Source organism: Variovorax gossypii (assembly GCF_003965815.1).
Classification (GTDB): domain Bacteria; phylum Pseudomonadota; class Gammaproteobacteria; order Burkholderiales; family Burkholderiaceae_C; genus Variovorax; species Variovorax gossypii.
The window spans coordinates 251356-273388 of the sequence record NZ_RXOE01000003.1; the positions used below are offsets into that span (position 1 = coordinate 251356).

Below are 22033 nucleotides of genomic sequence, written 5' to 3' on the forward strand. Positions count from 1 at the left end.
CTACAGACGCTTCAGGGCGTCTGCTCCGCCTGCTCTTCTTCCTCCAGCCGTTCCCAGTCGCGTCCCGAGCGGCGCTGCCGCTCCTCGCGCTCGCGCGCCATCTGTTCCTCGAACTGCTGGCGGCCCGCCTTGTTGGCGGCGATCAGCTTGGCGCGGTCCTTGTAGTGCGGATAGATCTCGTCGCTGAGCTTGATGTTGCGGCGCCGGAAACGCATTGCCGATTCGCGTGCCTCGTGCGCCGGCCAGCCCAGCGCCTCGAGCGTGGCGCGCGCGCTGCGCAGCGACGACTCGAACACCTCGCGCTCGACTTCCGTCACGCCGCGGTCGCGCAGCTGGAACAGGTGTGTCACGTTGCGTGCCCTGGCGATGATGCGGGCCTGCCCGAAGTTCTCCTGCACGAGGTCGACGATTTCCAGCGACTGCTCGATGTCGTCCACCGCCACCACGATCACCTTGGCCGTGCCCGCGCCCGCGGTGCGCAGCAGGTCGAGCCGTGTCGCGTCGCCGTAGAACACGCGGAAGCCGAACTGCCGCAGGCCTTCGACGGTGTCGGCGTCGTGGTCGAGCACCGTCACGCGCAGGCCCTGCGACATCAGCATGCGACCGACGATCTGGCCGTAGCGGCCGAAGCCGCAGATCAGCACCTTGGCGTCCTGCTGCTCGGAGATTTCCTCCAGCCGGGTGCCGGTGCCTTGGCTGTAGCGCGGCAGCACGAACTTGTCGAGGAGCACCAGCAGCAGCGGCGACAGCAGCATCGACAGCGCCACCGCGCCGATCAGCAGCGAGGTGACCTGCGGCGGCAGCACGTCGGGGCCCGCCGCCTGGAACACCACGAAGGCGAACTCGCCGCCCTGCGCGAGCAGCAGCGTGAACACCGGCCGCTCCTGGTAGGCAATGCCCATCGCCTTGGCCAGCGCGTAGATCACCACCAGCTTGATGGCCACGAATCCGACCACCAGCATCGCCATGATCCAGGGGCTCGCGACCAGCACGCCGAAGTTGATCGACATGCCCACCGCGATGAAGAAGAGGCCCAGCAGCAGGCCCTTGAAGGGCTCGATGTCGGTCTCGAGTTCGCGCCGGTATTCGCTCTCGGCCAGCAGCACGCCGGCGAGGAAGGCGCCCAGCGCCATCGACAGGCCCACCAGCTGCATCAGCGCCGCGATGGCCACCACCAGCAGCAAGGCGGCGGCGGTGAAGATCTCGGGCGTGTCGCTGCGCGCGATCCAGCGCAGGATGGGGCGCAGCAGCAGCCGGCCGCCGAGGATGATGCCGCCGATCACGCCGATGATCTTGGCGGCCTCCAGCGCGCGCTCCAGCCCTGTGATCGATTGTTCGGCCGCTGTGGCGCCGGCCAGCAGCGGCAGCAGTGCGAGGATCGGAATGGCCGCCACGTCCTGGAACAGCAGGATCGAGAAGCCGGCCTGGCCGCTGGGCGTCTTCAGCAGGTTGCGCTCGCCGAACACCTGCAGCGCGATGGCGGTGGACGACAGCGCCAGGCCCAGCGCAGCCACCAGTGCCACGCGCCATTCGGCGCCGACCGCGCAGCCCACCGCGAACAGCACCGCGGCGCAGCTAAGCACCTGCGCCGTGCCCCAGCCGAAGATGGGGCGGCGCAGGTTCCACAGCCGCCTGGGCTCGAGTTCAAGGCCCACGAGGAAGAGCATCAGCACCACGCCGAACTCGGCGAAATGCAGCACGTCCTCGACGCTGGAAACGAGTCCCAGGCCCCAGGGACCGATGGCGATGCCGGCCACGAGGTAGCCGATGATCGAGCCGAGGCCCAGTGCCTTCGAAAGCGGCACCACCAGCACGGCGGCGCTCAGGTAGATCAGGCTGTTGGTCAGCCAGGCGGGTGCGTGTTCCATTCAGGGCGCCTTCCTGCCGTTGTCGTCCGCGGAGGCGATGGCCGTCGCGGTAGCCAGGCCGTGGGACATCGCCGCCTGGAAGGCATTGGAGACCACCTTGGCGACGTCGTCGTTGTCGGCCGGCCGGTCGCTTTCGGGTACGGGGCAGGACACGCAGATGTCGATCTCCTCGATCTCGGGCCAGTCGGGGTAGCTGCCCAGGCGCTGGGCGAAGGTCTCGACGTGGGACTTCACGTCGGCCTCGCTGGCGCTGCGCGCGCCGTAGAAGATCAGCGGCGGCAAAAAGCGCATGCCGCACAGCGCGGCGGTCTGCTCGTAGGGCGGCAGGAAGGCGTCGAAGAAGTAGCGGTGGTAGTTCTGCGGGTGGTAGCTCGCCTCGGGGCTGCCCGTGGTGGCGACCAGCCAGAGGTCCTTGCCCTGCAGCGCCGTGCCGCCGGGGCCGTAGGCCCAGCCGTAGGAGAGCACGTCGTCGAGCCAGAGCTTCTGCAGCGCGGGCATCGAGTACCAGTGGATCGGGTGCAGCAGCACCACCAGGCTGGCCCGGGCGAGCCTGGCCTGCTCGGCCTCGACGTCGATGGCGAAGTCGGGATAGCTGCCGTAGAGATCGTTGACGTCGACGCCGGGCACGGCGCGAGCGGCGGCGAGCATGCGCCGGTTGACGCGCGAGTCGCGCCAGTGGGGGTGGGCGGCCAGCACGTAGATGCCGCCGGAACCGCCGTCCGGGCGGTCGGCGGGGGTTCCCGTGGATGTTGTTGTCGTCATCCCGCGAACATATCTCAAGAGCACGCTGGCAGGCGTTTCGCCGGGCAAAAACGCGCCAGCGACTAACATCCCCGCTATTGCCGTTCTGGAGGAGTGCATCTATGCCGGTGGTTCTGGTCGCCAATCCCAAGGGAGGCGTGGGCAAGTCGACGATCGCGACGAACGTCGCGGGCTATTTCGCAAGCCGCGGCCATGCCGTGATGCTGGGCGACGTGGACCGCCAGCAATCCTCCCGGCTCTGGCTGGGCCTGCGACCGCCGATGGCCCGGACCATCTCCACCTGGGAAGCCACCGGCGAAAGCACCGTGGTGCGCCCGCCGCGCGGCACCACGCACGCGGTGCTCGACACGCCCGCCGGCCTGCACGGCTGGCGCTTCAAGGAAGTGCTGGCGCTGGCCGACCGGGTGATCGTGCCGCTGCAGCCGAGCATCTTCGACATCTACGCGACGCGCGACTTCCTCGACCGTCTGCAGGAGAACCGCCGCGCCGAGAAGACGAAGATCGGCCTCGTCGGCATGCGCGTGAACGCACGCACGCTGGCTGCAGACCGGCTCCACGAGTTCATCGCGGGGCTCGGCGTGCCGGTGATCGGCGAGCTGCGCGACACGCAAAATTACGTGCAGCTCGCGGCGCGCGGGCTCACGCTTTTCGACATCGCGCCCGGCCGCGTGCAGCGCGACCTGGAGCAGTGGCAGCCGATCTGCGAGTGGCTCGACGCCTGAGCCGATCCCGGTTTTCCCTGAGCCCGGTTGTCGCAAGGCCGACAGCCGCGCGGCAGCCCCAGACGCCAGAATGCCCCGCATGACCAAAAAGACATTCCAGACCCTTCAGGATCTCGCCGCCTGCGTCGGCCAGGAGGTCGCCGTGAGCGACTGGATCGCCATCACGCAGGAGCAGGTCAACCAGTTCGCCGAGGCGACGGGCGACCACCAGTGGATCCATGTCGACATCGAGCGGGCCAAGGCCGGCCCCTTCGGCGGGCCGATCGCGCACGGCTTTCTCACGCTGTCGCTGCTGCCGCGCTTCTACGAGACGGCGCTCGACGTGGTCGAGTCGCGCATGGGCGTGAACTACGGCCTGAACAAGGTGCGCTTCATGTCGCCGGTGCCGGTGGGCAAGCGCCTGCGGGCCCGCATGAAGCTGCTGACGGCCGAGCCCATTGCCGACGACGGTTTCCAGATGACCTGGGAAACCACCATCGAGCTCGAAGGCGCCGCCAAGCCGGCCTGCGTGGCGGAGTCGGTGGTGCGCCGCTACCGCTGAAGCGGCGGCAGCCCTCTTTCTTTCCCTTTTTTCTTACATCCTGCGGTCGGTCACTTCGCCGTAGGTGGCCGCGCCCTGGCGGGTGATGCTCCGCGCGCTGGCGCGCACCGCGTCGCGGTCGATGTTTCCGCTCCTGGCCTGCTGCACGCCGGTGCCGCCATTGCTTATCTGCAGCGGCTGGCGCGCATCGGCCTGCACCTGCGCGCGCGACAGCGTCGACTGGAAGGGGGCGGGCGGCAGCGGGTTCTGTTCTCCCTGGAAGGCTTGGGCGCCGCCGGCGAAGGCGAGCGTGGCGAAGACGGCGAGGGTGATCGGCTTGGCGTTCATGGCGAGACTCCTTCGAGCAAGGTGGTGAATGGATCGATGCCGGCCTGCTTCCATCTGACAGCCGGCATGTCTTCCATACGGCGCGTCCGGCCGATCGGATGCGCCCCTGTTGCCCGAAGGGACTGTTGCTTCAGCCGAAGCCGTTCTGCCGCCAGGCCTCGAACACCGTCACGGCCACCGCGTTCGAGAGATTCAGGCTGCGCTGGCCTTCGCGCATCGGCAGCCGCAGGCGCTGCGGTTCGGCGAAGCCATCGCGCAGGGCGGGCGGCAGGCCGCTGGTTTCCGAACCGAACACCAGCCAGTCGCCGGGCTGGAAGCGCACGTCGTGCACGGCCTGCGTGCCGCGCGTGGTGAGGGCGAACATGCGGTCGGCTGCGGGTTGCTCTGATGCGAGCAGGGCCTGCCAATCGGCATGGCGCTTCACTTCGGCGTACTCGTGATAGTCGAGGCCGGCGCGGCGCAGCAGGCGGTCGTCCATCGAGAAACCCAGCGGCTCGACAAGGTGCAGCTTGCAGCCGGTGTTGGCGGCGAGCCGGATCACGTTGCCGGTGTTCGGCGGGATTTCGGGGTGGACGAGAACGATATTGAACATGCGTCGATTGTCGGCGGGCCGGCGCGACCGGCTCAGCGCGGCGGATCGGTCCGGGCGAGGACGATGGCGGTGATGTGCGCGGCGCCGGCCTGCCGCAGTACCTGGGCGGCAGCGAAGATCGATGCGCCGCTGGTCATCACGTCGTCGACCAGCACGAGGCGCCGGCCGCGCAGTTCGTCGACGCGCAGCGGCTCCACCGCGAAGGCGCCGCGCAGGTTGCGCAGCCGGTCGGCGCGCGAAAGTCCGCTCTGGGCCGGCGTCTCGCGCGTGCGAAGGAGCAGGGTGGCGTCGGTCTTGGTCGGCGCGAGGCGCCGTGCCAGCTCATGTGCCTGGTTGAAGCCGCGCTCGCGCAGACGGCCGGACGCCAACGGCATCGGCAGCACGATGTCGCAGGCTTCCAGCGCCGGTTCCACCCAGGGCGCGCTGCGCAGCAGCGTGGCGAAAGGCCCGGCCCGGCCGGCTTCGCCACGGAACTTGAACGCCGCGATGGCGTCCGGCCAGGGCCATGCGTAGGTGCAGGCCGCGAGGCAGGCGTCCAGCGGCGGAGGATGTTTCACGCACTCGCCGCAGCGGCTCACGCCTTCGGGGACGGGCAGGGCGCAGCCGCCGCATCGCGCGGTGGGCGGGGCGAAGCGGGCCACGCAGGCATCGCACACCGGGCGCGAAGGCCAGGCGCGGCAGACCGCACACTGGCTGGGCAGCCGCGCGAGCAGGGCGGTGAAAGCCCCGAGAGGTCTTGAAGACGGGAAAGGCCACATGGCCCGGTGGCTGAGCATCGCCTCAATATACTCACGGCCCCATGGCCACCGACCCCTCAAGACGACCGCCGACCATCGATGCCACGGCGGCCGCCCGCTGGCGCCGGCTTGCGCCTGCAGAAGGCGCCTCTCCCTGGCTGCACGAGGAGATCGGTCGCCGCATGGAAGACCGGCTGCAGTGGATCAAGGCCCAGCCCCGCAGCTGGGCCGACTGGGCGCCGCTGCGCAGCGGGCTCGAGGCGCATGAACTCGTCGCGCGCCGCTACAAGGACGCCGCCTCCTTCGTGATCGAACCCGAGCCCGCGCTCGCCGCGGCCACCGGCCAGGCGCTGGCAGCGCCGTGGTGGAGCGCGCGCCGCTGGCAGGCCGGCAAGGCACGCTTCGAGGCACCGCCCGAGGACGGCGTCGACCTGCTCTGGGCCAACATGTCGCTGCACATGGCGGCCGACCCCGAGGCACTGATCGCGCACTGGCACAAGCTGGTGGCGACCGACGGCTTCCTCATGTTCTCCTGCCTCGGCCCCGACACCGTGCGCGAGCTGCGCGCGCTGCATGCCCGCCTGGGCTGGCCGGCCGCTGGCCACGAGTACACCGACATGCACGACTGGGGCGACATGCTGGTGCATGCCGGCTTCGCCGAGCCAGTGATGGACATGGAGCGCATCGTGCTGACCTGGGCCACGCCCGAGGCCGCGCTCGCAGAGCTGCGCACGCTGGGCCGCAACCTGCATCCGGCGCGCTTTCCCGCATTGCGCGGCAAGGGCTGGCTGCAGGAGTTGAAGAAGGCGCTGCCCGAACTTGCACCGGCCGAAGGCGGCGACGGCCGCATCGCGCTGACCTTCGAAGTGGTCTACGGCCACGCGTTCAAGCCGATGCCGCGCGTGTCGCTTTCGGCCGAAAGCGCGGTGTCGCTGCGCGAGATGCGATCGATGCTGCAACGGGGTCGCCCGGGCGCCTGATCGCTTGCCGGCGAGTCGGCGAAAACGCCTGTCGCACAGGCCGTTTCTTGCCTACTAGTAGTGACCCGTAGGCGTCCCACAGGGCACTCGGGCACTGATATCTACCCGCTACAATCCGCCGTTGCGTGAAACTCGCGGGTATTGTCCCGCGATCGAGGGGTGTCGAATCCTGTTTGTACGAGGGGTTTGGCGACCGTCGACGCACCGATTTGCTGAACTCGCCCGTGTCGAATTCCGTGTTTCGATTTGCCACCGTTTCAGGCCAGAGCATTCAATGGTTCCTGAAGCGCAACTGCTCGGTGACGCCGGGCCAGCTGGGCTGGCTCTACGCTTCGCTGTGCGTGGTATCGCTCGGCATCGGCACCCTGTTCTGGCTGCACGGTGCGCCCATGGTGCTGCCTTTTGCCTGGCTCGAACTGGCCGCTGTCGGGTTTGCGTTCATGGTCTACGCACGACATGCGACCGACGGCGAGAAGATCGCGCTGCAGGAGGGACGGCTCGTCGTGGAGCTCGAGAACGGCGGGCATTACGAGCGCACGGAATTTCTTCCGCACCAGGTGCGGATCGAACCCCAGACCGGCGATCGCTCGCTGATCGAGGTCTCGGGGCAGGGTCGATCGGTCAGGGTGGGGCGCTATGTACGCCCGGAGTTGCGTGCGGCCTTGGCCCGCGAGATTCGAATGGCGTTACGCGGCGCCTGAGGGGGCTCGCGCAGTGCTGCACGGTTGGTTGTCGAAAAATTGAAGAAACGTGAACACGATGAAGAGCATTTGGCGCAATAAGTACAGGCCGGCGAATCTGTTGCTGGCGGCCGGCGCGGCTTTCAGCAGCGCGGCGCACGCAGTCAACGATCTGCCCGGCGGCCCCTCGGTGCGCCAGTTGAATCTTCCGGTCGGCGTGACCAAGATCGCTCAGGAGCAGCATCTGCTCCACACGATCATGATGATCCTGTGCACGGTCATCTTCGTCGGCGTGTTCGCGGTGATGTTCTATTCGATCTGGAAGCACCGCAAGTCGGTGGGCCACAAGGCCGCCAACTTCCATGAATCGGTGGTGGTCGAGGTCATCTGGACCATCGTGCCCTTCCTCATCGTCATCGTCATGGCGCTGCCCGCCACCAAGGTGCTGGTGGCCCAGAAGGACACCACCAACGCCGACCTCACGATCAAGACCACGGGCTACCAGTGGAAGTGGGGCTACGACTACCTGAACGGCGAAGGCGAGGGCCTGGCCTTCATCTCCACGCTCGACAGCTCGCAGCGCGCCATGTCCGACGCAGGTGCCAAGGGCCAGATGCCCGACGACTACCTGCTCAAGGTCGACAACCCGCTGGTCGTGCCGGTGCAGAAGAAGATCCGCATCATCACCACCGCGAACGACGTGATCCACGCCTTCGCCGTGCCGCAGCTGGGCCTGAAGCAGGACGCCATTCCCGGCTTCGTGCGCGACACCTGGTTCCGCGCCGAGACCGTCGGCGACTACTACGGCCAGTGCCAGGAGCTGTGCGGCAAGGAACACGCCTACATGCCGATCCACGTGAAGGTGCTCTCGGCCGCTGACTACACGGCCTGGGTGTCCGCCAAGCGCAAGGAAGCCGCCGCCAAGCTCGACGACCCGACCAAGGTCTGGACCCTGCCCGACATGCTCACGCGCGGCGAGAAGGTCTATGCCGCCAACTGCGCGGCCTGCCACCAGGCCAACGGCAAGGGCGCCGGCCCGATCAAGCCGCTCGACGGCTCCGCCAAGGTGACCGACGCCGACCACAAGATCCAGCTGGCTGTGCTTCTCAACGGTCAGAACAACGGCGCGATGCCCTCCTGGAAGCAACTGAGCGATACCGACCTCGCGGCCGTGGCCACGTACACCAAGAACAGCTGGTCGAACAAGACGGGCCAGCTGGTGCAGCCGGCCGAAGTGCTGGCCCTGCGCGGCAAGTGATGCGCGAGCGTCCCGCGACGAAGAAATTGCAAGGAACAACGAAATGAGCGCAGTTCTCGACCCCCACGGTCACGCAGCCCACGGCGATCACGCACACGACGAGCATCACGATCACCATGCGCCCACCGGCTGGCGCCGCTGGGTGTTCGCCACCAACCACAAGGACATCGGCACGCTCTACCTGCTGTTCAGCTTCACGATGCTGATGGTGGGCGGCGTGCTCGCGCTGCTGATCCGAGCAGAGCTGTTCCAGCCGGGCCTGCAGCTGGTGAACCCCGAGCTCTTCAACCAGTTCACCACCATGCACGGCCTGATCATGGTGTTCGGCGCCATCATGCCGGCCTTCGTGGGCTTCGCGAACTGGATGATCCCGCTGCAGGTGGGCGCCTCCGACATGGCGTTCGCGCGCATGAACAACTTCAGCTTCTGGCTGCTGATCCCGGCGGCGCTGATGCTGGTGGGCTCGTTCTTCATGCCCGGCGGCGCACCCGCCGCAGGCTGGACGCTGTACGCGCCGCTCACGCTGCAGATGGGCCCCTCGATGGACGCCGGCATCTTCGCGATGCACATCATGGGCGCCTCGTCGATCATGGGCTCGATCAACATCATCGTGACCATCCTCAACATGCGCGCCCCCGGCATGACGCTGATGAAGATGCCGATGTTCTGCTGGACCTGGCTCATCACCGCCTACCTGCTGATCGCCGTGATGCCCGTGCTCGCAGGCGCCATCACGATGACGCTGACCGACCGCCACTTCGGCACCAGCTTCTTCAACCCCGCCGGCGGCGGCGACCCGGTGATGTACCAGCACATCTTCTGGTTCTTCGGCCACCCCGAGGTCTACATCATGATCCTGCCGGCGTTCGGCATCATCAGCCAGGTGGTGCCGGCCTTCGCCCGCAAGAAGCTCTTCGGCTACGCCTCGATGGTGTACGCCACCTCGTCGATTGCCATCCTGTCGTTCATCGTGTGGGCGCACCACATGTTCACGACCGGCATGCCGCTCACGGGCCAGCTGTTCTTCATGTACGCGACCATGCTGATCGCCGTGCCCACGGCCGTGAAGATCTTCAACTGGATCGCCACCATGTGGCAGGGCTCGATGACCTTCGAGACGCCGATGCTGTTCGCGGTCGGCTTCATCTTCGTGTTCACGATGGGCGGCTTCACCGGCCTGATCCTGGCCGTCGCGCCCATCGACACGCAGTTGCAGGACACCTACTACGTGGTGGCCCACTTCCACTACGTGCTGGTGGCCGGCTCGCTGTTCGCCATGTTCTCGGGCTTCTACTACTGGGCGCCCAAGTGGACCGGCGTGATGTACAACGAGACGCGCGGCAAGGTGCACTTCTGGTGGTCGCTGATCTCGTTCAACGTGACCTTCTTCCCGATGCACTTCCTGGGCCTGGCCGGCATGCCGCGACGTTATGCCGACTACCCGATGCAGTTCGCCGACTTCAACGCCATCGCGTCGGTCGGTGCGTTCTTCTTCGGCTTCGCCCAGCTCTACTTCTTCCTGTTCATCGTGTGGCCCTCGATGCGCGGCAAGGGCGAGAAGGCTGCACAGAAGCCGTGGGAAGGCGCCGAAGGCCTCGAGTGGGAAGTGCCGTCGCCGGCACCGTTCCACACCTTCGAGAACCCGCCCAAGCTCGACGCGACCGCCACCCGGGTGATCGGTTGAACGATCTCTGCGGCACACGATGACACCCGAGCAGAAAAGGAACAACCGTCGCATGGGGCTCACGCTGGCCTCCATCGCCGTGGTGTTCTTCATCGGCTTCATCGTCCGCATGGTCTGGTTCAGCGGTCGCTGAGCCGGGCATTCGAGCAGGCAACGAACGGGAGCACACGCGCATGAGCCTCGGTCCTCGCATCCGCCGCGCCAACGTCCGCATGGTCGGCAAGCTGGCCGTCGTGGCCTGCGGCATGTTCGCGTTCGGCTACGCGCTGGTGCCGATGTATCGCGCGATCTGCGAGATGACCGGCATCAACATCCTCGCGCTCTCCGAGCTCGAGGTGCCCGGCGGAGCGAGCGGCGGCAAGAACGTGCGCGTGCCCGACAACACGCAGGTCGACACCAGCCGCACCATCACGGTCGAGTTCGATTCCAACGTGCGCGGCGGCCTCTGGGACTTCAAGCCCGCGGAGCGGACCATGCAGGTGCATCCGGGCCAGCTCAACACGGTGATGTACGAGTTCCAGAACGTGCAGAACCGCCGCATGGCGGCGCAGGCCATCCCGAGCTACGCGCCGCAGCAGGCCGCGCCGTACTTCAACAAGCTCGAGTGCTTCTGCTTCAACCAGTACACGCTCGATCCGGGCGAGAAGAAGCAGTGGCCGGTCGCGTTCGTGATCGACCCGAAGATTTCCAAGGACGTGAAGACCATCACGCTGTCGTACACCTTCTTCGAGGTGGGCGGCAAGACGCCCGCGGCCCCGGTCGCGGCAGTTTCCGGCACCGCCGATGAGCCACGCTCGTGACCGATCCCTCGAACCGGCCGAAGGCTTCGCTGTGGGACACGGTGAAGGCGGTGGGCTGGTCGTTCTTCGGCGTGCGAAAGAACAGCGCCTACCAGGAAGACCTGCGCAAGCTGAATCCGCTGCACATCATCGCGGTGGCGTTCGTTGCGGTCGTCGTCTTCGTGGTCGCGCTTGTGCTGCTGGTGCGCCATGTGGTCGCCACGGCCTCGGCCTGACGGAAAAGACGCGTTCCACGACAAGCAGAATCCATTGAATCGAGAGAAGAAAGAAAGCCAGGAGCTGAAGAAATGAGTTCAACCACCCACGGAACCACGCCCTACTACTTCGTGCCCGGACCTTCGTCCTATCCGGTCTCGGCCGCGATCGGCCTGTTCTTCGTGATCCTGGGTGCCGCGCAATGGATCAACGGGCATGCGTGGGGCGCCTGGTCGCTGCTGGCCGGCATGGTGATCTGGCTCGCCACGCTGTTCGTATGGTTCCGCGCCGCCATCGGCGAGAGCGAAAGCGGGCAGTACGGCCACAAGGTGGACCTCTCGTTCCGCTGGAGCATGAGTTGGTTCATCTTCTCCGAAGTGATGTTCTTCGGCGCGTTCTTCACCGCCCTGTGGTGGGCCCGCACCCACGCGCTGCCTGCGCTGGGCAGCCTCGACAACGCGCTGCTGTGGCCCGACTTCAAGGCCGTGTGGCCCAGCGTCGCTCCCGGCGCCACCGCTTCGCCGGCCGGCATCGTCGAGCCCTTCCAGACCGTCGGCCCGTTCTGGCTGCCCACGATCAACACCGCGCTGCTGCTGAGCTCGGGCGTGACGCTGACCATCGCCCACCACGCGCTACGCGCCGGCCATCGCGCGCAGACCATCCGCTTCATGTGGCTCACCGTGCTGCTCGGCCTGATCTTCCTGGGCGTGCAGGGCTACGAGTACCACCACCTGTACACCGAACTGAACCTCAAGCTCAGCTCGGGCACCTACGGCTCCACCTTCTTCATGCTGACGGGCTTCCACGGCCTGCACGTGTTCATCGGCATGCTGATGCTGCTGTTCATCACGCTGCGCCTGCGCAAGGGCCACTTCACGCCCGAGCGCCACTTCGGCTTCGAGGGTGCGGCCTGGTACTGGCACTTCGTGGACGTGGTCTGGCTCGGTCTCTACCTGCTGGTCTATTGGCTTTGAGCGAAGGACCTCTCGGCATTCCAGAAAAAAGGCGCCGGAAGGCGCCTTTTTCTTGGTTCTCCTGGAACGAGCACCACCTACTTGCCGAGCGGCAGTCCGGTGGGCTGGATGTATCCGAACTTCCAGGCGAGCAGCATGCAGAGGAACAAAAACACCGACAGGCCGATCCGAACGGTGAGCGCGCGCGCCATGCCGCCGCTCTTGGCACGCCCGTTGCGCCCGTCCTTCAGCATGAAGTAGAGGGCAAACGCGAGGCTTGCGAAGATGCCCACGAACACCAGGGCAACGAAGTATTTCATGACCCGCATTATCGGCCGCACGCCCCGTTCCCTCCAGTGACCCCCGAACCCCTGTATCCCGAGAAGCGCCTCCGGCGAGGCCGCTTCTGGGTGTTGACCATCGCCGCCGCGCTGACCGTGTCGGCCACCATTTCGCTTGGCCGCTGGCAGCTTTCTCGCGCCGCGCAGAAAGAAGCACTGCAGGCCAGCATCGACGCCGAGAAGCTGAAGCCGCCGCTGACCCAGGCCGAGTTCCTCGCGCTCGGCAAGGCTTCCGACGCCATGCACCGCTCGGTGCGCCTGCGCGGCCTGTGGCTCACGCCGCAGACCGTGTACCTCGACAACCGCCAGATGCACGGCGTGCCGGGCTTCTATGTGCTGACGCCCTTCGCCCTCGAAGGCACCGAGCAGACGGTGATGGTGCAGCGCGGCTGGATCCAGCGCAATTTCGTCGATCGCACGAAGCTGGGAGCGGTCGAGACGCCGGCCGGCATCGTCGAGGTCACGGGCCTGATCGAGCCGCCGCCGAGCCATCTGCTGGAGCTGGGTTCCGCCGCCGGGCCGGCGCCCGCGCCCGCGCCCGCGCCCGCGCCAGCGCCAGCGGCCTCCGCGCCTGCTGAAGCCGCTTCCGCTCCCGCAGCCCCGGCTGCTGCGGCACCGGTCGCCGAAGGGTATTCGCCCATCCGGCAGAATCTCGACCTCGAGGCCTTCCGTGCCGAGACCAAGCTGCCATTGCGCACCGACGTGTCGCTGCAGCAGGGCGGGCCGGCTTCCGAGGGCCTGCAGCGCGACTGGCCGGCGCCGGCGCTGGGCCTCGAGAGGCACTACGGTTACGCATTCCAGTGGTTCGGCCTGTCGGCCCTCGTCGTCATCCTCTATGTCTGGTTCCAATTCATCACGCCCCTCCGCCGCGCAAGGCGCCGCGCACGCGATGGCCGCTTCTGACGAGCCGCTGGGCCTGACGGTGCACTCGATGCCGTCGCCCAACCAGGCGCTCGACGGCGCGGAGGGCCGGCGCACGGTCATCGGGCGCTGGAAGATGATCGCGGTGATGCTGATGTGCGCCTCGCCGGTCATCGCCTCGTACTTCACCTACTACGTGATCCGGCCCGAAGGCCGCAGCGTCTACGGCGAGCTGATCGATCCGCAGCGCGAGCTGCCGAAGCTTGTTGCCGCCGATCGCAGCGGCGCGCCGGTCGACTTCTCCACGCTCAAGGGCCAGTGGCTGCTGGTGACGGTGGCCGATGCCGCATGCGACGCGCTGTGCGAGCAGCAGCTCTACCTGGCGCGGCAGCTGCGCGAAAGCCTCGGCCGCGAAAAGGATCGCATGGACCGCGTCTGGCTCGTGAGCGACGCCGCTCCCGTGCCCGAACGCCTGAACAACGGCCTGCACGGCGCGACCGTGCTGCGCGTGCCCGCCGAGCAGCTGGCGAAGTGGCTCGCGCCCGCGCAGGGCCACTCGCTGGCCGAGCATCTGTACGTGGTCGATCCGATGGGCAACTGGATGATGCGCTTCCCCGCCCGCATGGACGCCGCCGGCGCCAGCCGCGCCAAGCGCGACCTCGACCGCCTGCTGCGCGCCTCGGCGTCGTGGGACGAACCGGGCCGCTGACCGCACGGCAGACGCAGCATGGACACGACGAGCTCTCTCTACGATCTGACGCCAATCGCCTGGCTCATGGCGGTCGGCGTGCTGATCGCGCTCGGCCCGCTGGTGTGGGTCTGGCGCCGCAATGCGGGCAGCGGCCCCGCACGGCGGCTGCATGCGCTGACGGTGCTCACGCTGTTCCTCACCTTCGACCTCACGCTGTTCGGCGCCTTCACGCGGCTCACCGATTCGGGCCTCGGTTGCCCCGACTGGCCCGGCTGCTACGGCAACGCCAGCCCGCACGGCGCGCGCCACGAGATCGCGATGGCGCAGTCCGCGCAGCCGACCGGCCCCGTCACGCACAGCAAGGCGTGGGTCGAGATGGTCCACCGCTACCTAGCCACCGGCGTCGGCGTGCTGATCCTCACGCTCGCGGTCGCCACCTGGATCGTGCGCCGCCGCCAGCGCCTCGCGCCGCCGTCTTCCGCTTCGGGCGAGAGCGGGCACCATGCCACGCTGAGCGCCTGGTGGCCGGCCTTCACGCTGGTCTGGGTGTGCCTGCAGGGCGCGTTCGGCGCGCTCACGGTGACCTGGAAGCTGTTCCCCGCGATCGTTACGCTGCACCTGCTCGGCGCCGTGGTGCTGCTGGCGCTGCTTTGCATCCAGGCAGTGCGCTACCGGCAGGCAGCCGCCGATCGGCTGCCCACGCCCGTATCGCCCGCGCTGCGCAATGGCCTCATCGCGACCACTGTGCTGCTCGTGCTGCAGATCGCGCTGGGCGGCTGGGTCAGCACCAACTATGCGGTGCTGGCCTGCACGCAGTTCCCGACCTGCCAGGACAGCTGGTGGCCGCCCATGAACTTCGCGCAGGGCTTCGAGATCTGGCGCCACCTGGGCGTGACCGGCGAAGGCCAGCCGCTCGATTTTTCCGCGCTCACCGCGATCCACTATGCACACCGGCTGATGGCCTACGCGGTGTTCGTCGCGCTGGGCGTGCTGGCGTGGCGCATGCGCCGCATCGAGGCGCTGCGCTCGCAGGCGCGATGGCTCGCGGGCCTGGCGCTGCTCCAGCTGGCCACCGGCCTGGGCAACGTGCTGCTCGGCTGGCCGCTGGCCGCGGCCGTGCTTCACACCGGCGGCGCCGCGGCGCTCGCCGTGGTGCTCACCTGGGCGCTGTGCGAGAGCCGGCGCGTCCCGGCGGCGCAGATCGCGCGCGCCAGTGACAATGCGGCTGGTCAGAACAACAACAGTCAAAGAAATCAAAGAAAGGCCGCTGCGTGAGCACCCCGATCCCCGTTCAGCAAACAGGCAACGCCAACGTGCTGCGCCAGTTCTACGCGCTGACCAAGCCGCGCGTGGTGCAGCTGATCGTGTTCTGCGCTCTGATCGGCATGGTGCTGGCCGTTCCGGGCCTGCCTTCGTGGGCCGAAGTGAAGCTCGCGGCAGTGGCCTGCGTCGGCATCTGGCTGGTGGCCGGCGCGGCTGCGGCGTTCAACTGCCTCGTCGAGAAGGGTATCGACGCGAAGATGAAGCGCACCGCCTGGCGCCCCACGGCGCGCGGCGAGCTCAGCGACAGGCAGACCCTGGTTTTCTCCGCGCTGCTGTGCGCTGCCGGCTCGGCGCTGCTGTGGTTCATGGTCAACCCGCTCACCATGTGGCTGACCTTCGCCACCTTCGTCGGCTATGCGGTGATCTACACCGTGATCCTCAAGCCGCTCACACCGCAGAACATCGTGATCGGCGGCGCCTCGGGCGCGATGCCGCCGGTGCTGGGCTGGGCCGCGATGACGGGCGAGGTGGGGCCGGAGGCGCTGATTCTCTTCCTCATCATCTTCCTGTGGACGCCGCCGCACTTCTGGGCGCTGGCGCTCTACCGCGTCGAGGACTACCGCAAGGCGGGGCTGCCGATGCTGCCCGTCACGCACGGCAACGAGTTCACGCGGCTGCAGGTGCTGCTTTACACCTTCATCCTTTTCGCGGCCTGCCTGATGCCCTTCATCTACGGCATGAGCGGTTGGCTGTACCTCGCGGTGGCCGTGGCGGTGAGCGTCGGCTTCACGGGCTATGCCTTCGCGCTGTGGCGCAGCTACTCCGACACGCTGGCGCGCAAGACCTTCCGCTTCTCGCTGATCCACCTGAGCGTGCTGTTCCTCGCGCTTCTGGTCGATCACTACATTCACTGACTTCGTTTCCATGAACAAGCGCAACGCTCTTCGACTGATGGCTGCCGGCGCCGGCTGGGTGGGCGTTGGCGCCACCCTCGGCCTGGGCCTCTCGGCCTGCAGCGAGACCAGGCAGAGCTTCAATGCCGTCGACATCACCGGTGCCGACTACGCCAAGGACTTCTCGCTGAAGGACGCCGACGGCAAGGTCCGCACCATGGCCGATTTCAAGGGCAAGCTGGTCGTGCTGTTCTTCGGCTACGCGCAGTGCCCGGACGTCTGTCCGACCACCATGACCGAGATGGCTCAAGTGAAGCAGCAGCTCGGCAAGGACGCCGACAAACTGCAGGTGCTGTTCGTCACGGTCGACCCCGCGCGGGACACGGCGGAGGTGCTCAAGGCCTACATGGGCGCGTTCGATCCGAGCTTCGTCGCGCTGATCCCCACGGCCGACGAGCTGGTCGCGGTCGCGAAGGACTACAAGGTCTATTACAAGAAGGTCGATGGCAAGACGCCGACCAGCTATTCGATGGACCACTCGGCCGCCAGCTACGTCTACGACACGCAGGGCAGGCTGCGGCTCTACGCGCGCTACGGCGCGGGCGTGGCGCCGATGGTGTCCGACCTGAAGACGCTGCTGGCTTCCTGAGAAGGGGCGCCACCAGATGGCTGTCGCAGACCAGCTCGGGCACCTGAAGGGGCGCAAGGGCGCCTTCCGCATCGCGCTGATTCCGCCAGAGGTGCTTGATGCCCTCAACGACGGGCTGCTCGAAACCGTCAATCTCAATGAATTCCTGGCGCTCGAGCTGCCCCGGCTGGCGCGCAGCGTGGCCGGGCACATCGGGCTCGACGCCGAAAGCGAGCGGCTGGCCGACACCATCGCGATGCTCGGTGCTTTCAAGCCGATGCAGCGGCACGGGCACATCGCGCGCGCCCTCTACGACCTGACGGCGCTGCACGGCGAACGCGATGCCGTCGCCCATCGGCTGGCCACGCACGCCAGTGACGTGGCGCGATGCTGGGCGGCGCAATGGGTCACGCTCTCGGGCCTGCCGCTGGCGGCGCAACTGGAGGCGGTGCGGCGCTTTGCCGCCGACCCGCATTTCGGCGTGCGCGAGATCGCGTGGATGGCCGTGCGCGACGCGGTGATCGGGTCGCTCGACGAGTCGATCGTGCTGCTGCAGCGATGGGTGCTCGATGCCGATCCCAACATCCGCCGCTTCGCCAGCGAGCTCACGCGGCCGCGCGGCGTGTGGTGTGCGCAGATCGAGGCGCTCAAGACCGAGCCCTGGCGCGCGCTGCCGCTGATCGAGCCGTTGCGCGCCGATACCAGCCGCTACGTGCAGAACTCGGTCGCGAACTGGCTCAACGACGCGAGCAAGAGCCAGCCCGAATGGGTCGACAAGCTCTGCGCGCGGTGGGTGGCGGAGTCGGACACGGCCGAAACCCGCTACATCGCGAAGCGGGCGCTGCGGACGCTCTCCAAATGAAAAAGCCCGGCAGTGCCGGGCTTTGTTCCTGACGGGCGACGGGCTGGCTTACGCGTAGTCCGCGAGCGCCTTCTTCATCTTCTTCATGGCGGCCACTTCGATCTGGCGGATGCGTTCGGCGCTCACGCCGTAAACCGCGGCCAGGTCGTGCAGCGTCATGCCGCCCGAGCCGTCGTCGTTGACCTTGAGCCAGCGCTCTTCAACGATGCGGCGGCTGCGGTCGTCCAGCGCCTCGAGCGCGGTCGCGATGCCGTCGCTCGACAGGCGGTCGCGCTGCTGCGATTCGAGCAGGGCGGTGGGTTCCTGCGAGGCGTCGGCCAGGTAGGCGATCGGGCCGAAGGCTTCGTCGCCGTCGTCCGTCGGGCCCGGGTCGAGCATGATGTCGCCGCCGGACAGGCGGGTTTCCATCTCGAGCACTTCCTCGGGCTTGACGTTGAGGCGGGTCGCCATCTGCGACACCTCGTCGGGGCTCAGCGTATCGCGGTGCGTGCCGGTATCGGCCGCGGCCGAGTCGGCCTTGAAGCCCTGCTTCATCGAGCGCAGGTTGAAGAACAGCTTGCGCTGGGCCTTGGTCGTCGCGACCTTGACCATGCGCCAGTTCTTCAGGATGTACTCGTGAATCTCGGCCTTGATCCAGTGCATGGCGTAGCTCACGAGCCGCACGCCCTGGTCGGGGTCGAAGCGCTTCACGGCCTTCATGAGACCGACGTTGCCTTCCTGGATCAGGTCGCCGTGCGGCAGCCCGTAGCCCAGGTACTGGCGGGAAATGGAGACCACGAGGCGCAGGTGCGACAGCACGAGCGCTCCGGCGGCTTCGAGATCGTTGTGGTCGCGCAGCTTGCGTGCGTAGCCCTGCTCTTCTTCGAGCGTGAGCATCGGCAGGCGGTTGGCGGCCGAAATGTAGGCGTCCAGGTTGCCCAGCGGGGGAACCATCGACCACGGGTTGGCGACGGCCAGCTGGTTGGCAGAGACTCCAGACAGCGTTGTCATCAGGGGGAACTCCTTTGTGTTGGCCATATTAGCACTCGGTTAGAGGGAGTGCTAATCCAAGGGTTCCCTTGAATTTCTATCGCTGGAATAGCCAGGGGCTACCAGCGGATGCCCAGTCTTAGGAAGAGCTTGGACAAGACGAACAGGGGACCGACCCAGAGATATTGAATGTCTTCGAAGAACGACGGCTTCTTGCCCTCGATCTTGTGACCCACGAACTGGAAGATCCAGGCCACTACAAAGATAGCGGCGGAAACCGGCAATACAAGTCCTCCCATCGCGTGCACCAGCACCAGGGCCAGCGCGGTCAGGACGAGCATGGCCACTAGGAAGGCCGGGGCGCGCAGCAGCACGTAGTAGACGAGGCTGGCGGCCACGAAGACATAAGCCACCCAGGGGTGGATCGCGAACAGCAGCCCGACGATGCTCAGCATGATGGCCGGGATGGCCACGAAGTGGATCAGCTCGTTGGTCGGATTGCGGTGGCTTTCCTCGTAGTGGGCGAGCAGGCGGTCGACCTTGCGGTCGCTCGATTCCAGAGGGGCGGCGGCGGTGTGCGTCATGGCAAGTCTCCGTGGGCGCCGTGCGATGCGGCGAGACTTTCGATGGTGCCGACAGAGAAGCCCGATGGCAAGCGCGGATGCCATGTGAAATTGCTATCAAATAAGTAGCATAAAGCACTACAACCACGGAGGCTGGCGTGACTTTCTACACTGTCACCGGAAGGTTACATCGCTAAGATCGGCGAGTGCCTCCCTTCGACTCCTCACCCGCACCCCTGTCCCCGGCCGCGGAGACCGGCACGGCCGCCCGCACGCCCCGGGCGATCCTCGTCGTGGACGACCACGACCTGCTGCGACTGGGCGTCTGCGCGCTGGTCCAGGCCCAGGCGAGCCCGTCCGGTGCGAGCATCGAGGTCTTCGAGGCCAGCAACGTTGCCGACGCGCTGAGGCTGTACGAGGCCCATCAGGCGTCCATCGGCCTGGTGCTGCTCGACCTGGCGCTGCCAGACACGCACGGCCTGAGCGGTCTGGCCGAGTTCCGGATGCGCTTTCCCGACGCGCGGATCGTCGTGCTCTCCGGCACCGGCAACAGCACGCTGGCGCAGGGCGTGCTCGCGCTCGGCGCAGCCGCCTTCCTGCCGAAGTCGGCTGACCTGAAGGAAGTCGTGAGCTTCATCCGCGCCTGCGGCCTGCTCGACGGCGGCGCCGACGCGTCGTCGCAGCAGCAACAGGCCGCGCCAGCTCAGCCAGTGCCCAGGGCGCTCACCGGGTATGCCGAATTCGCCCACGCCAGCGCATGGCAGGAACTCACGCCGCGGCAGATGCAGGTGCTGCAGTGGGTGCTCGAGGGCAAGGCCAACAAGGAAATCGCCCAGCTCGCGAACCTGAGCGAAGGCACGGTGAAGAACCATGTCTCGACCATCCTGCTGCTGTTCGGCATGCGTTCGCGCGCCCAGTTGATCAGCACCCTGCATTGAGCGTGCAGCCCGCCGCGCCGAGCACCCCCGTCGCCGACCACGAACTCGGCCAGCGGGTGCTGCGCGAGCACGTCGCCTCGGTCTACAGCACCTACGGCGTCTCGACGCTGACGCACATGGCCTTCGTGGTCGTGTTCGGCAGCATCATCTATTCGCAGCTGAAGGACCCGAGCCTGCTGTTCTGGCTGGGCGGCCTGCTGATGGCCGACATCTACGTGTTCTTCACGCCGCGCTGGAATCCGTCGAGGCCCGTGCGGGAGAGCGCCTACTGGGCGCGCAAGATCTCGCGCATGGTCACGCTGGTGAGCATGGTCACGGCGGTAGTGCCCTGGCTCATCGTGCCGCACAACAACCTGCCGATGACCTCGCTGCTGATGGCGGTGATCGTCGGCAGCTGCGCGCGGGCGGCGCAGTCGCTCTGGCCGCTGAAGCCGGCGCTCTTCGGCTACACCATGCCGATGTCGCTGGGCATGATCACCGCGCTGGCGTGGCAGGGCGACGGCCTGCACCTGTTCCTGGCGGCGGCCGGCGCGGCCTACCTCTTGCTGACGCTGTACGCGGGCATCGGGCAGCACAAGCTGCTGACCGAATCGCTGATGCTGCGTTTCGAGAACGAGGCGCTCGCCGCGCGCCTCGGCGAGCAGATCGCCGCCACCGAGCGCGCGAGCGAGGAAAAGACCCGCTTCCTCGGCACCGCCAGCCACGACCTGCGCCAGCCGCTGCATGCCATCGCGCTCTTCGGCGCCGCGCTCGAGAACGAACTGCGCGACCGTCCCGAGGGCCGCAACGCCGAGCGCCTGATGCGCGCGGTGAACGCGCTGGGCGCCTCGCTCGACACCATGCTCGACGTCTCGCGCCTGGACGCCGGCGTGATCACGCCGGAGCCCCGCGCGGTGCAGCTCGATGCGCTGTTCCTGCCGCTGAACCACACCTTCGCGGCGCGCGCCGAGCACAAGCAGCTGCAGCTGCGCGTGCGCGCCAGCGGCCTGTGGGTGCACAGCGACCCGCAACTGCTGCACCGCATGCTGTCGAACCTGATGGACAACGCGCTCAAGTACACGATGCGCGGCGGTGTGACGGTCACGGCGCGCGAGCGCGGCGAAACGGTGTGGATCGAGGTGCGCGACACCGGCATCGGCATCGCGGCCGAGCAGTCGGGGCGAATCTTCGAGGAGTTCTATCAGATCAACAATCCGGGCCGCGATCGCTCGCGGGGCCTGGGCATCGGGCTGTCGATCGTGCAGCGGCTGTCCCGGCTGCTGGGGCACCCGGTGCAGATGCACTCACGGCCAGGGCGGGGCACGCATTTCCGCGTGGTGGTGCCCGTGGCGAGTGCTCCGGCCCTGGCGCCGGCCGGAGCGCTCGCGACGGCCTCCCTGATCGAAGAGCGCGGCGCCTCCGCGCTGGCGTTGCCCGGCCGTGTGCTGCTGCTCGACGACGAGCTGGAAATCCGCGAGGCGATGACCGGTCTGCTGCGCTCCCATGCCATCGACGCCCATGCCGTGGCGGACGAGGCCGGCGCCGCGGCCGCGCTGCGCCTGGCGGCCCGCGAGGGGCGGCCCTTCGATCTGCTGCTTTGCGACTACCGGCTCGCCGACGGCGCCGACGGGCTCGATGCCGGCCTGCGGCTCAGCCAGGCCGAGGGGGCGACGACGCCGCTGCTGCTCATCACCGGCGAGACCTCGCCCGACCGGCTGCAGCGCGTGCGCGAATCGCGGGTACCGGTGCTGTTCAAGCCGGTCGTGGCCGATCTGCTGCTGCAGGCGATGGCCGAGGTCGCGGTTGCCAGATGAAGGCAAAGGCGGCCGCAGGCATTGAGCCTGCTTTTGAATTCATTTGTATTTGTTTTGTCGCCAGATGCAGCGAATAGACGCCACAGTCATCGAAACCCATGACTTTCGACACTGGCAGCTACCGGCCCTGTG

26 protein-coding genes are annotated in these 22033 nt (G+C 67.4%); 18 read left to right on the forward strand and 8 right to left on the reverse strand.

The features are described from left to right. Positions 1-11 precede the first annotated feature (11 nt). Together kefC and kefF are read right to left on the reverse strand one after the other, a co-directional pair. Positions 12-1868, reverse strand: a complete 1857-nt coding sequence (gene kefC / locus EJP69_RS16070; RefSeq protein ID WP_093206662.1) for a glutathione-regulated potassium-efflux system protein KefC — start codon at positions 1866-1868, stop codon at positions 12-14. After that, positions 1869-2630 carry a glutathione-regulated potassium-efflux system oxidoreductase KefF gene (gene kefF, locus EJP69_RS16075; protein ID WP_126471403.1) on the reverse strand — a complete coding sequence of 254 codons (762 nt, stop codon included), beginning with the start codon at positions 2628-2630 and terminating at the stop codon, positions 1869-1871. A gap of 101 nt (positions 2631-2731) precedes the next feature. Here kefF and EJP69_RS16080 point away from each other — a divergent pair, with 101 nt between their 5' ends. After that, positions 2732-3352, forward strand: coding sequence for a ParA family protein (locus tag EJP69_RS16080; protein ID WP_093304246.1), 621 nt, complete (start codon positions 2732-2734; stop codon positions 3350-3352). A gap of 70 nt (positions 3353-3422) precedes the next feature. Further along, entirely contained in the window at positions 3423-3893 is a 471-nt protein-coding gene (locus EJP69_RS16085) for a MaoC family dehydratase (protein ID WP_093206665.1), read from the forward strand. 33 nt (positions 3894-3926) lie between these two features. Here the strand turns inward: EJP69_RS16085 and EJP69_RS16090 are convergent, their stop codons facing one another. The 3 genes from EJP69_RS16090 to EJP69_RS16100 all read right to left on the reverse strand — a co-directional run bounded on the left by EJP69_RS16090 (position 3927) and on the right by EJP69_RS16100 (position 5570). Then, on the reverse strand, positions 3927-4220 hold the full coding sequence (locus tag EJP69_RS16090) for a DUF4148 domain-containing protein (protein WP_093206666.1): 294 nt from the start codon (positions 4218-4220) through the stop codon (positions 3927-3929). Positions 4221-4350: 130 nt separating this feature from the next. Continuing rightward, positions 4351-4812 (reverse strand): tRNA (uridine(34)/cytosine(34)/5-carboxymethylaminomethyluridine(34)-2'-O)-methyltransferase TrmL, encoded by a 462-nt coding sequence (trmL, locus tag EJP69_RS16095; protein ID WP_126471405.1) that lies wholly within the window; start codon positions 4810-4812, stop codon positions 4351-4353. Between the two features lie 32 nt (positions 4813-4844). Beyond that, entirely contained in the window at positions 4845-5570 is a 726-nt protein-coding gene (locus tag EJP69_RS16100; RefSeq protein WP_126471407.1) for a ComF family protein, read from the reverse strand. 41 nt (positions 5571-5611) lie between these two features. Between EJP69_RS16100 and EJP69_RS16105 the strand changes: the two genes are divergently transcribed. The 8 genes from EJP69_RS16105 (at position 5612) to EJP69_RS16135 (ending at position 12120) form a co-directional block, all read left to right on the forward strand. Continuing rightward, positions 5612-6529 carry a class I SAM-dependent methyltransferase gene (locus tag EJP69_RS16105; RefSeq protein ID WP_126471409.1) on the forward strand — a complete coding sequence of 306 codons (918 nt, stop codon included), beginning with the start codon at positions 5612-5614 and terminating at the stop codon, positions 6527-6529. 224 nt (positions 6530-6753) lie between these two features. After that, positions 6754-7230, forward strand: a complete 477-nt coding sequence (locus tag EJP69_RS16110; RefSeq protein ID WP_093206720.1) for a DUF2244 domain-containing protein — start codon at positions 6754-6756, stop codon at positions 7228-7230. Positions 7231-7288: 58 nt separating this feature from the next. After that, positions 7289-8467, forward strand: a complete 1179-nt coding sequence (gene coxB / locus EJP69_RS16115) for a cytochrome c oxidase subunit II (RefSeq protein ID WP_093206669.1) — start codon at positions 7289-7291, stop codon at positions 8465-8467. Positions 8468-8510: 43 nt separating this feature from the next. Then, a complete protein-coding gene (gene ctaD, locus EJP69_RS16120; protein ID WP_093206670.1) occupies positions 8511-10151 on the forward strand; it encodes a cytochrome c oxidase subunit I in 1641 nt (546 codons plus the stop codon). Positions 10152-10170: 19 nt separating this feature from the next. Next, positions 10171-10284, forward strand: a complete 114-nt coding sequence (locus EJP69_RS29870; RefSeq protein WP_019656111.1) for a cytochrome oxidase small assembly protein — start codon at positions 10171-10173, stop codon at positions 10282-10284. Between the two features lie 40 nt (positions 10285-10324). Next, a complete protein-coding gene (locus tag EJP69_RS16125; RefSeq protein ID WP_093206671.1) occupies positions 10325-10951 on the forward strand; it encodes a cytochrome c oxidase assembly protein in 627 nt (208 codons plus the stop codon). Continuing rightward, positions 10948-11166 carry a DUF2970 domain-containing protein gene (locus EJP69_RS16130; RefSeq protein WP_093206672.1) on the forward strand — a complete coding sequence of 73 codons (219 nt, stop codon included), beginning with the start codon at positions 10948-10950 and terminating at the stop codon, positions 11164-11166. The genes EJP69_RS16125 and EJP69_RS16130 overlap by 4 nt, the downstream gene beginning before the upstream one ends. A 72-nt stretch (positions 11167-11238) precedes the next feature. After that, on the forward strand, positions 11239-12120 hold the full coding sequence (locus EJP69_RS16135; protein ID WP_093206673.1) for a cytochrome c oxidase subunit 3: 882 nt from the start codon (positions 11239-11241) through the stop codon (positions 12118-12120). Positions 12121-12197: 77 nt separating this feature from the next. On the opposite strand, the gene EJP69_RS16140 is transcribed toward EJP69_RS16135, so the two are convergent. Then, positions 12198-12428: a twin transmembrane helix small protein gene (locus EJP69_RS16140; RefSeq protein ID WP_093206674.1), complete on the reverse strand. Its 231-nt coding sequence runs from the start codon at positions 12426-12428 to the stop codon at positions 12198-12200. A gap of 27 nt (positions 12429-12455) precedes the next feature. Here EJP69_RS16140 and EJP69_RS16145 point away from each other — a divergent pair, with 27 nt between their 5' ends. The 6 genes from EJP69_RS16145 to EJP69_RS16170 are packed head-to-tail and all read left to right on the forward strand — an operon-like array spanning position 12456 to position 17638. Then, entirely contained in the window at positions 12456-13343 is an 888-nt protein-coding gene (locus tag EJP69_RS16145) for an SURF1 family protein (RefSeq protein ID WP_126471411.1), read from the forward strand. Then, the gene (locus tag EJP69_RS16150) at positions 13330-14010 is read left to right on the forward strand and encodes an SCO family protein (RefSeq protein WP_093304242.1); all 681 of its coding nucleotides are present in this window, start codon (positions 13330-13332) and stop codon (positions 14008-14010) included. The genes EJP69_RS16145 and EJP69_RS16150 overlap by 14 nt, the downstream gene beginning before the upstream one ends. 18 nt (positions 14011-14028) lie before the next feature. After that, positions 14029-15267, forward strand: a complete 1239-nt coding sequence (locus EJP69_RS16155) for a COX15/CtaA family protein (protein WP_126471413.1) — start codon at positions 14029-14031, stop codon at positions 15265-15267. Beyond that, a complete protein-coding gene (gene cyoE, locus EJP69_RS16160; RefSeq protein WP_093206678.1) occupies positions 15264-16169 on the forward strand; it encodes a heme o synthase in 906 nt (301 codons plus the stop codon). Before EJP69_RS16155 ends, cyoE begins: the two co-directional genes overlap by 4 nt. A gap of 10 nt (positions 16170-16179) precedes the next feature. Beyond that, a complete protein-coding gene (locus tag EJP69_RS16165) occupies positions 16180-16797 on the forward strand; it encodes an SCO family protein (protein WP_126471415.1) in 618 nt (205 codons plus the stop codon). Positions 16798-16813: 16 nt separating this feature from the next. Beyond that, positions 16814-17638 (forward strand): DNA alkylation repair protein, encoded by an 825-nt coding sequence (locus tag EJP69_RS16170; protein ID WP_126471417.1) that lies wholly within the window; start codon positions 16814-16816, stop codon positions 17636-17638. Positions 17639-17686: 48 nt separating this feature from the next. On the opposite strand, the gene rpoH is transcribed toward EJP69_RS16170, so the two are convergent. Continuing rightward, positions 17687-18628 (reverse strand): RNA polymerase sigma factor RpoH, encoded by a 942-nt coding sequence (gene rpoH, locus EJP69_RS16175; protein WP_093206681.1) that lies wholly within the window; start codon positions 18626-18628, stop codon positions 17687-17689. 98 nt (positions 18629-18726) lie between these two features. After that, positions 18727-19191: an Mpo1 family 2-hydroxy fatty acid dioxygenase gene (locus EJP69_RS16180; RefSeq protein WP_093304234.1), complete on the reverse strand. Its 465-nt coding sequence runs from the start codon at positions 19189-19191 to the stop codon at positions 18727-18729. A 185-nt stretch (positions 19192-19376) separates the two neighbouring features. Here EJP69_RS16180 and EJP69_RS16185 point away from each other — a divergent pair, with 185 nt between their 5' ends. Next, positions 19377-20108, forward strand: a complete 732-nt coding sequence (locus tag EJP69_RS16185) for a response regulator transcription factor (protein ID WP_093206683.1) — start codon at positions 19377-19379, stop codon at positions 20106-20108. Next, a complete protein-coding gene (locus EJP69_RS16190; RefSeq protein WP_126471419.1) occupies positions 20105-21901 on the forward strand; it encodes an ATP-binding response regulator in 1797 nt (598 codons plus the stop codon). The genes EJP69_RS16185 and EJP69_RS16190 overlap by 4 nt, the downstream gene beginning before the upstream one ends. Positions 21902-22033 lie beyond the last annotated feature (132 nt).

Coding starts and splice junctions, on each gene's coding strand:
- kefC (WP_093206662.1), bottom strand. CDS start 1,868: ATGGAACACGCACCCGCCTGGCTGACCAACAGCCTGATCTACCTGAGC.
- kefF (WP_126471403.1), bottom strand. CDS start 2,630: ATGACGACAACAACATCCACGGGAACCCCCGCCGACCGCCCGGACGGC.
- EJP69_RS16080 (WP_093304246.1), top strand. CDS start 2,732: ATGCCGGTGGTTCTGGTCGCCAATCCCAAGGGAGGCGTGGGCAAGTCG.
- EJP69_RS16085 (WP_093206665.1), top strand. CDS start 3,423: ATGCCCCGCATGACCAAAAAGACATTCCAGACCCTTCAGGATCTCGCC.
- EJP69_RS16090 (WP_093206666.1), bottom strand. CDS start 4,220: ATGAACGCCAAGCCGATCACCCTCGCCGTCTTCGCCACGCTCGCCTTC.
- trmL (WP_126471405.1), bottom strand. CDS start 4,812: ATGTTCAATATCGTTCTCGTCCACCCCGAAATCCCGCCGAACACCGGC.
- EJP69_RS16100 (WP_126471407.1), bottom strand. CDS start 5,570: ATGTGGCCTTTCCCGTCTTCAAGACCTCTCGGGGCTTTCACCGCCCTG.
- EJP69_RS16105 (WP_126471409.1), top strand. CDS start 5,612: ATGGCCACCGACCCCTCAAGACGACCGCCGACCATCGATGCCACGGCG.
- coxB (WP_093206669.1), top strand. CDS start 7,289: ATGAAGAGCATTTGGCGCAATAAGTACAGGCCGGCGAATCTGTTGCTG.
- ctaD (WP_093206670.1), top strand. CDS start 8,511: ATGAGCGCAGTTCTCGACCCCCACGGTCACGCAGCCCACGGCGATCAC.
- EJP69_RS29870 (WP_019656111.1), top strand. CDS start 10,171: ATGACACCCGAGCAGAAAAGGAACAACCGTCGCATGGGGCTCACGCTG.
- EJP69_RS16125 (WP_093206671.1), top strand. CDS start 10,325: ATGAGCCTCGGTCCTCGCATCCGCCGCGCCAACGTCCGCATGGTCGGC.
- EJP69_RS16135 (WP_093206673.1), top strand. CDS start 11,239: ATGAGTTCAACCACCCACGGAACCACGCCCTACTACTTCGTGCCCGGA.
- EJP69_RS16140 (WP_093206674.1), bottom strand. CDS start 12,428: ATGCGGGTCATGAAATACTTCGTTGCCCTGGTGTTCGTGGGCATCTTC.
- EJP69_RS16150 (WP_093304242.1), top strand. CDS start 13,330: ATGGCCGCTTCTGACGAGCCGCTGGGCCTGACGGTGCACTCGATGCCG.
- EJP69_RS16155 (WP_126471413.1), top strand. CDS start 14,029: ATGGACACGACGAGCTCTCTCTACGATCTGACGCCAATCGCCTGGCTC.
- EJP69_RS16165 (WP_126471415.1), top strand. CDS start 16,180: ATGAACAAGCGCAACGCTCTTCGACTGATGGCTGCCGGCGCCGGCTGG.
- EJP69_RS16170 (WP_126471417.1), top strand. CDS start 16,814: ATGGCTGTCGCAGACCAGCTCGGGCACCTGAAGGGGCGCAAGGGCGCC.
- rpoH (WP_093206681.1), bottom strand. CDS start 18,628: ATGACAACGCTGTCTGGAGTCTCTGCCAACCAGCTGGCCGTCGCCAAC.
- EJP69_RS16180 (WP_093304234.1), bottom strand. CDS start 19,191: ATGACGCACACCGCCGCCGCCCCTCTGGAATCGAGCGACCGCAAGGTC.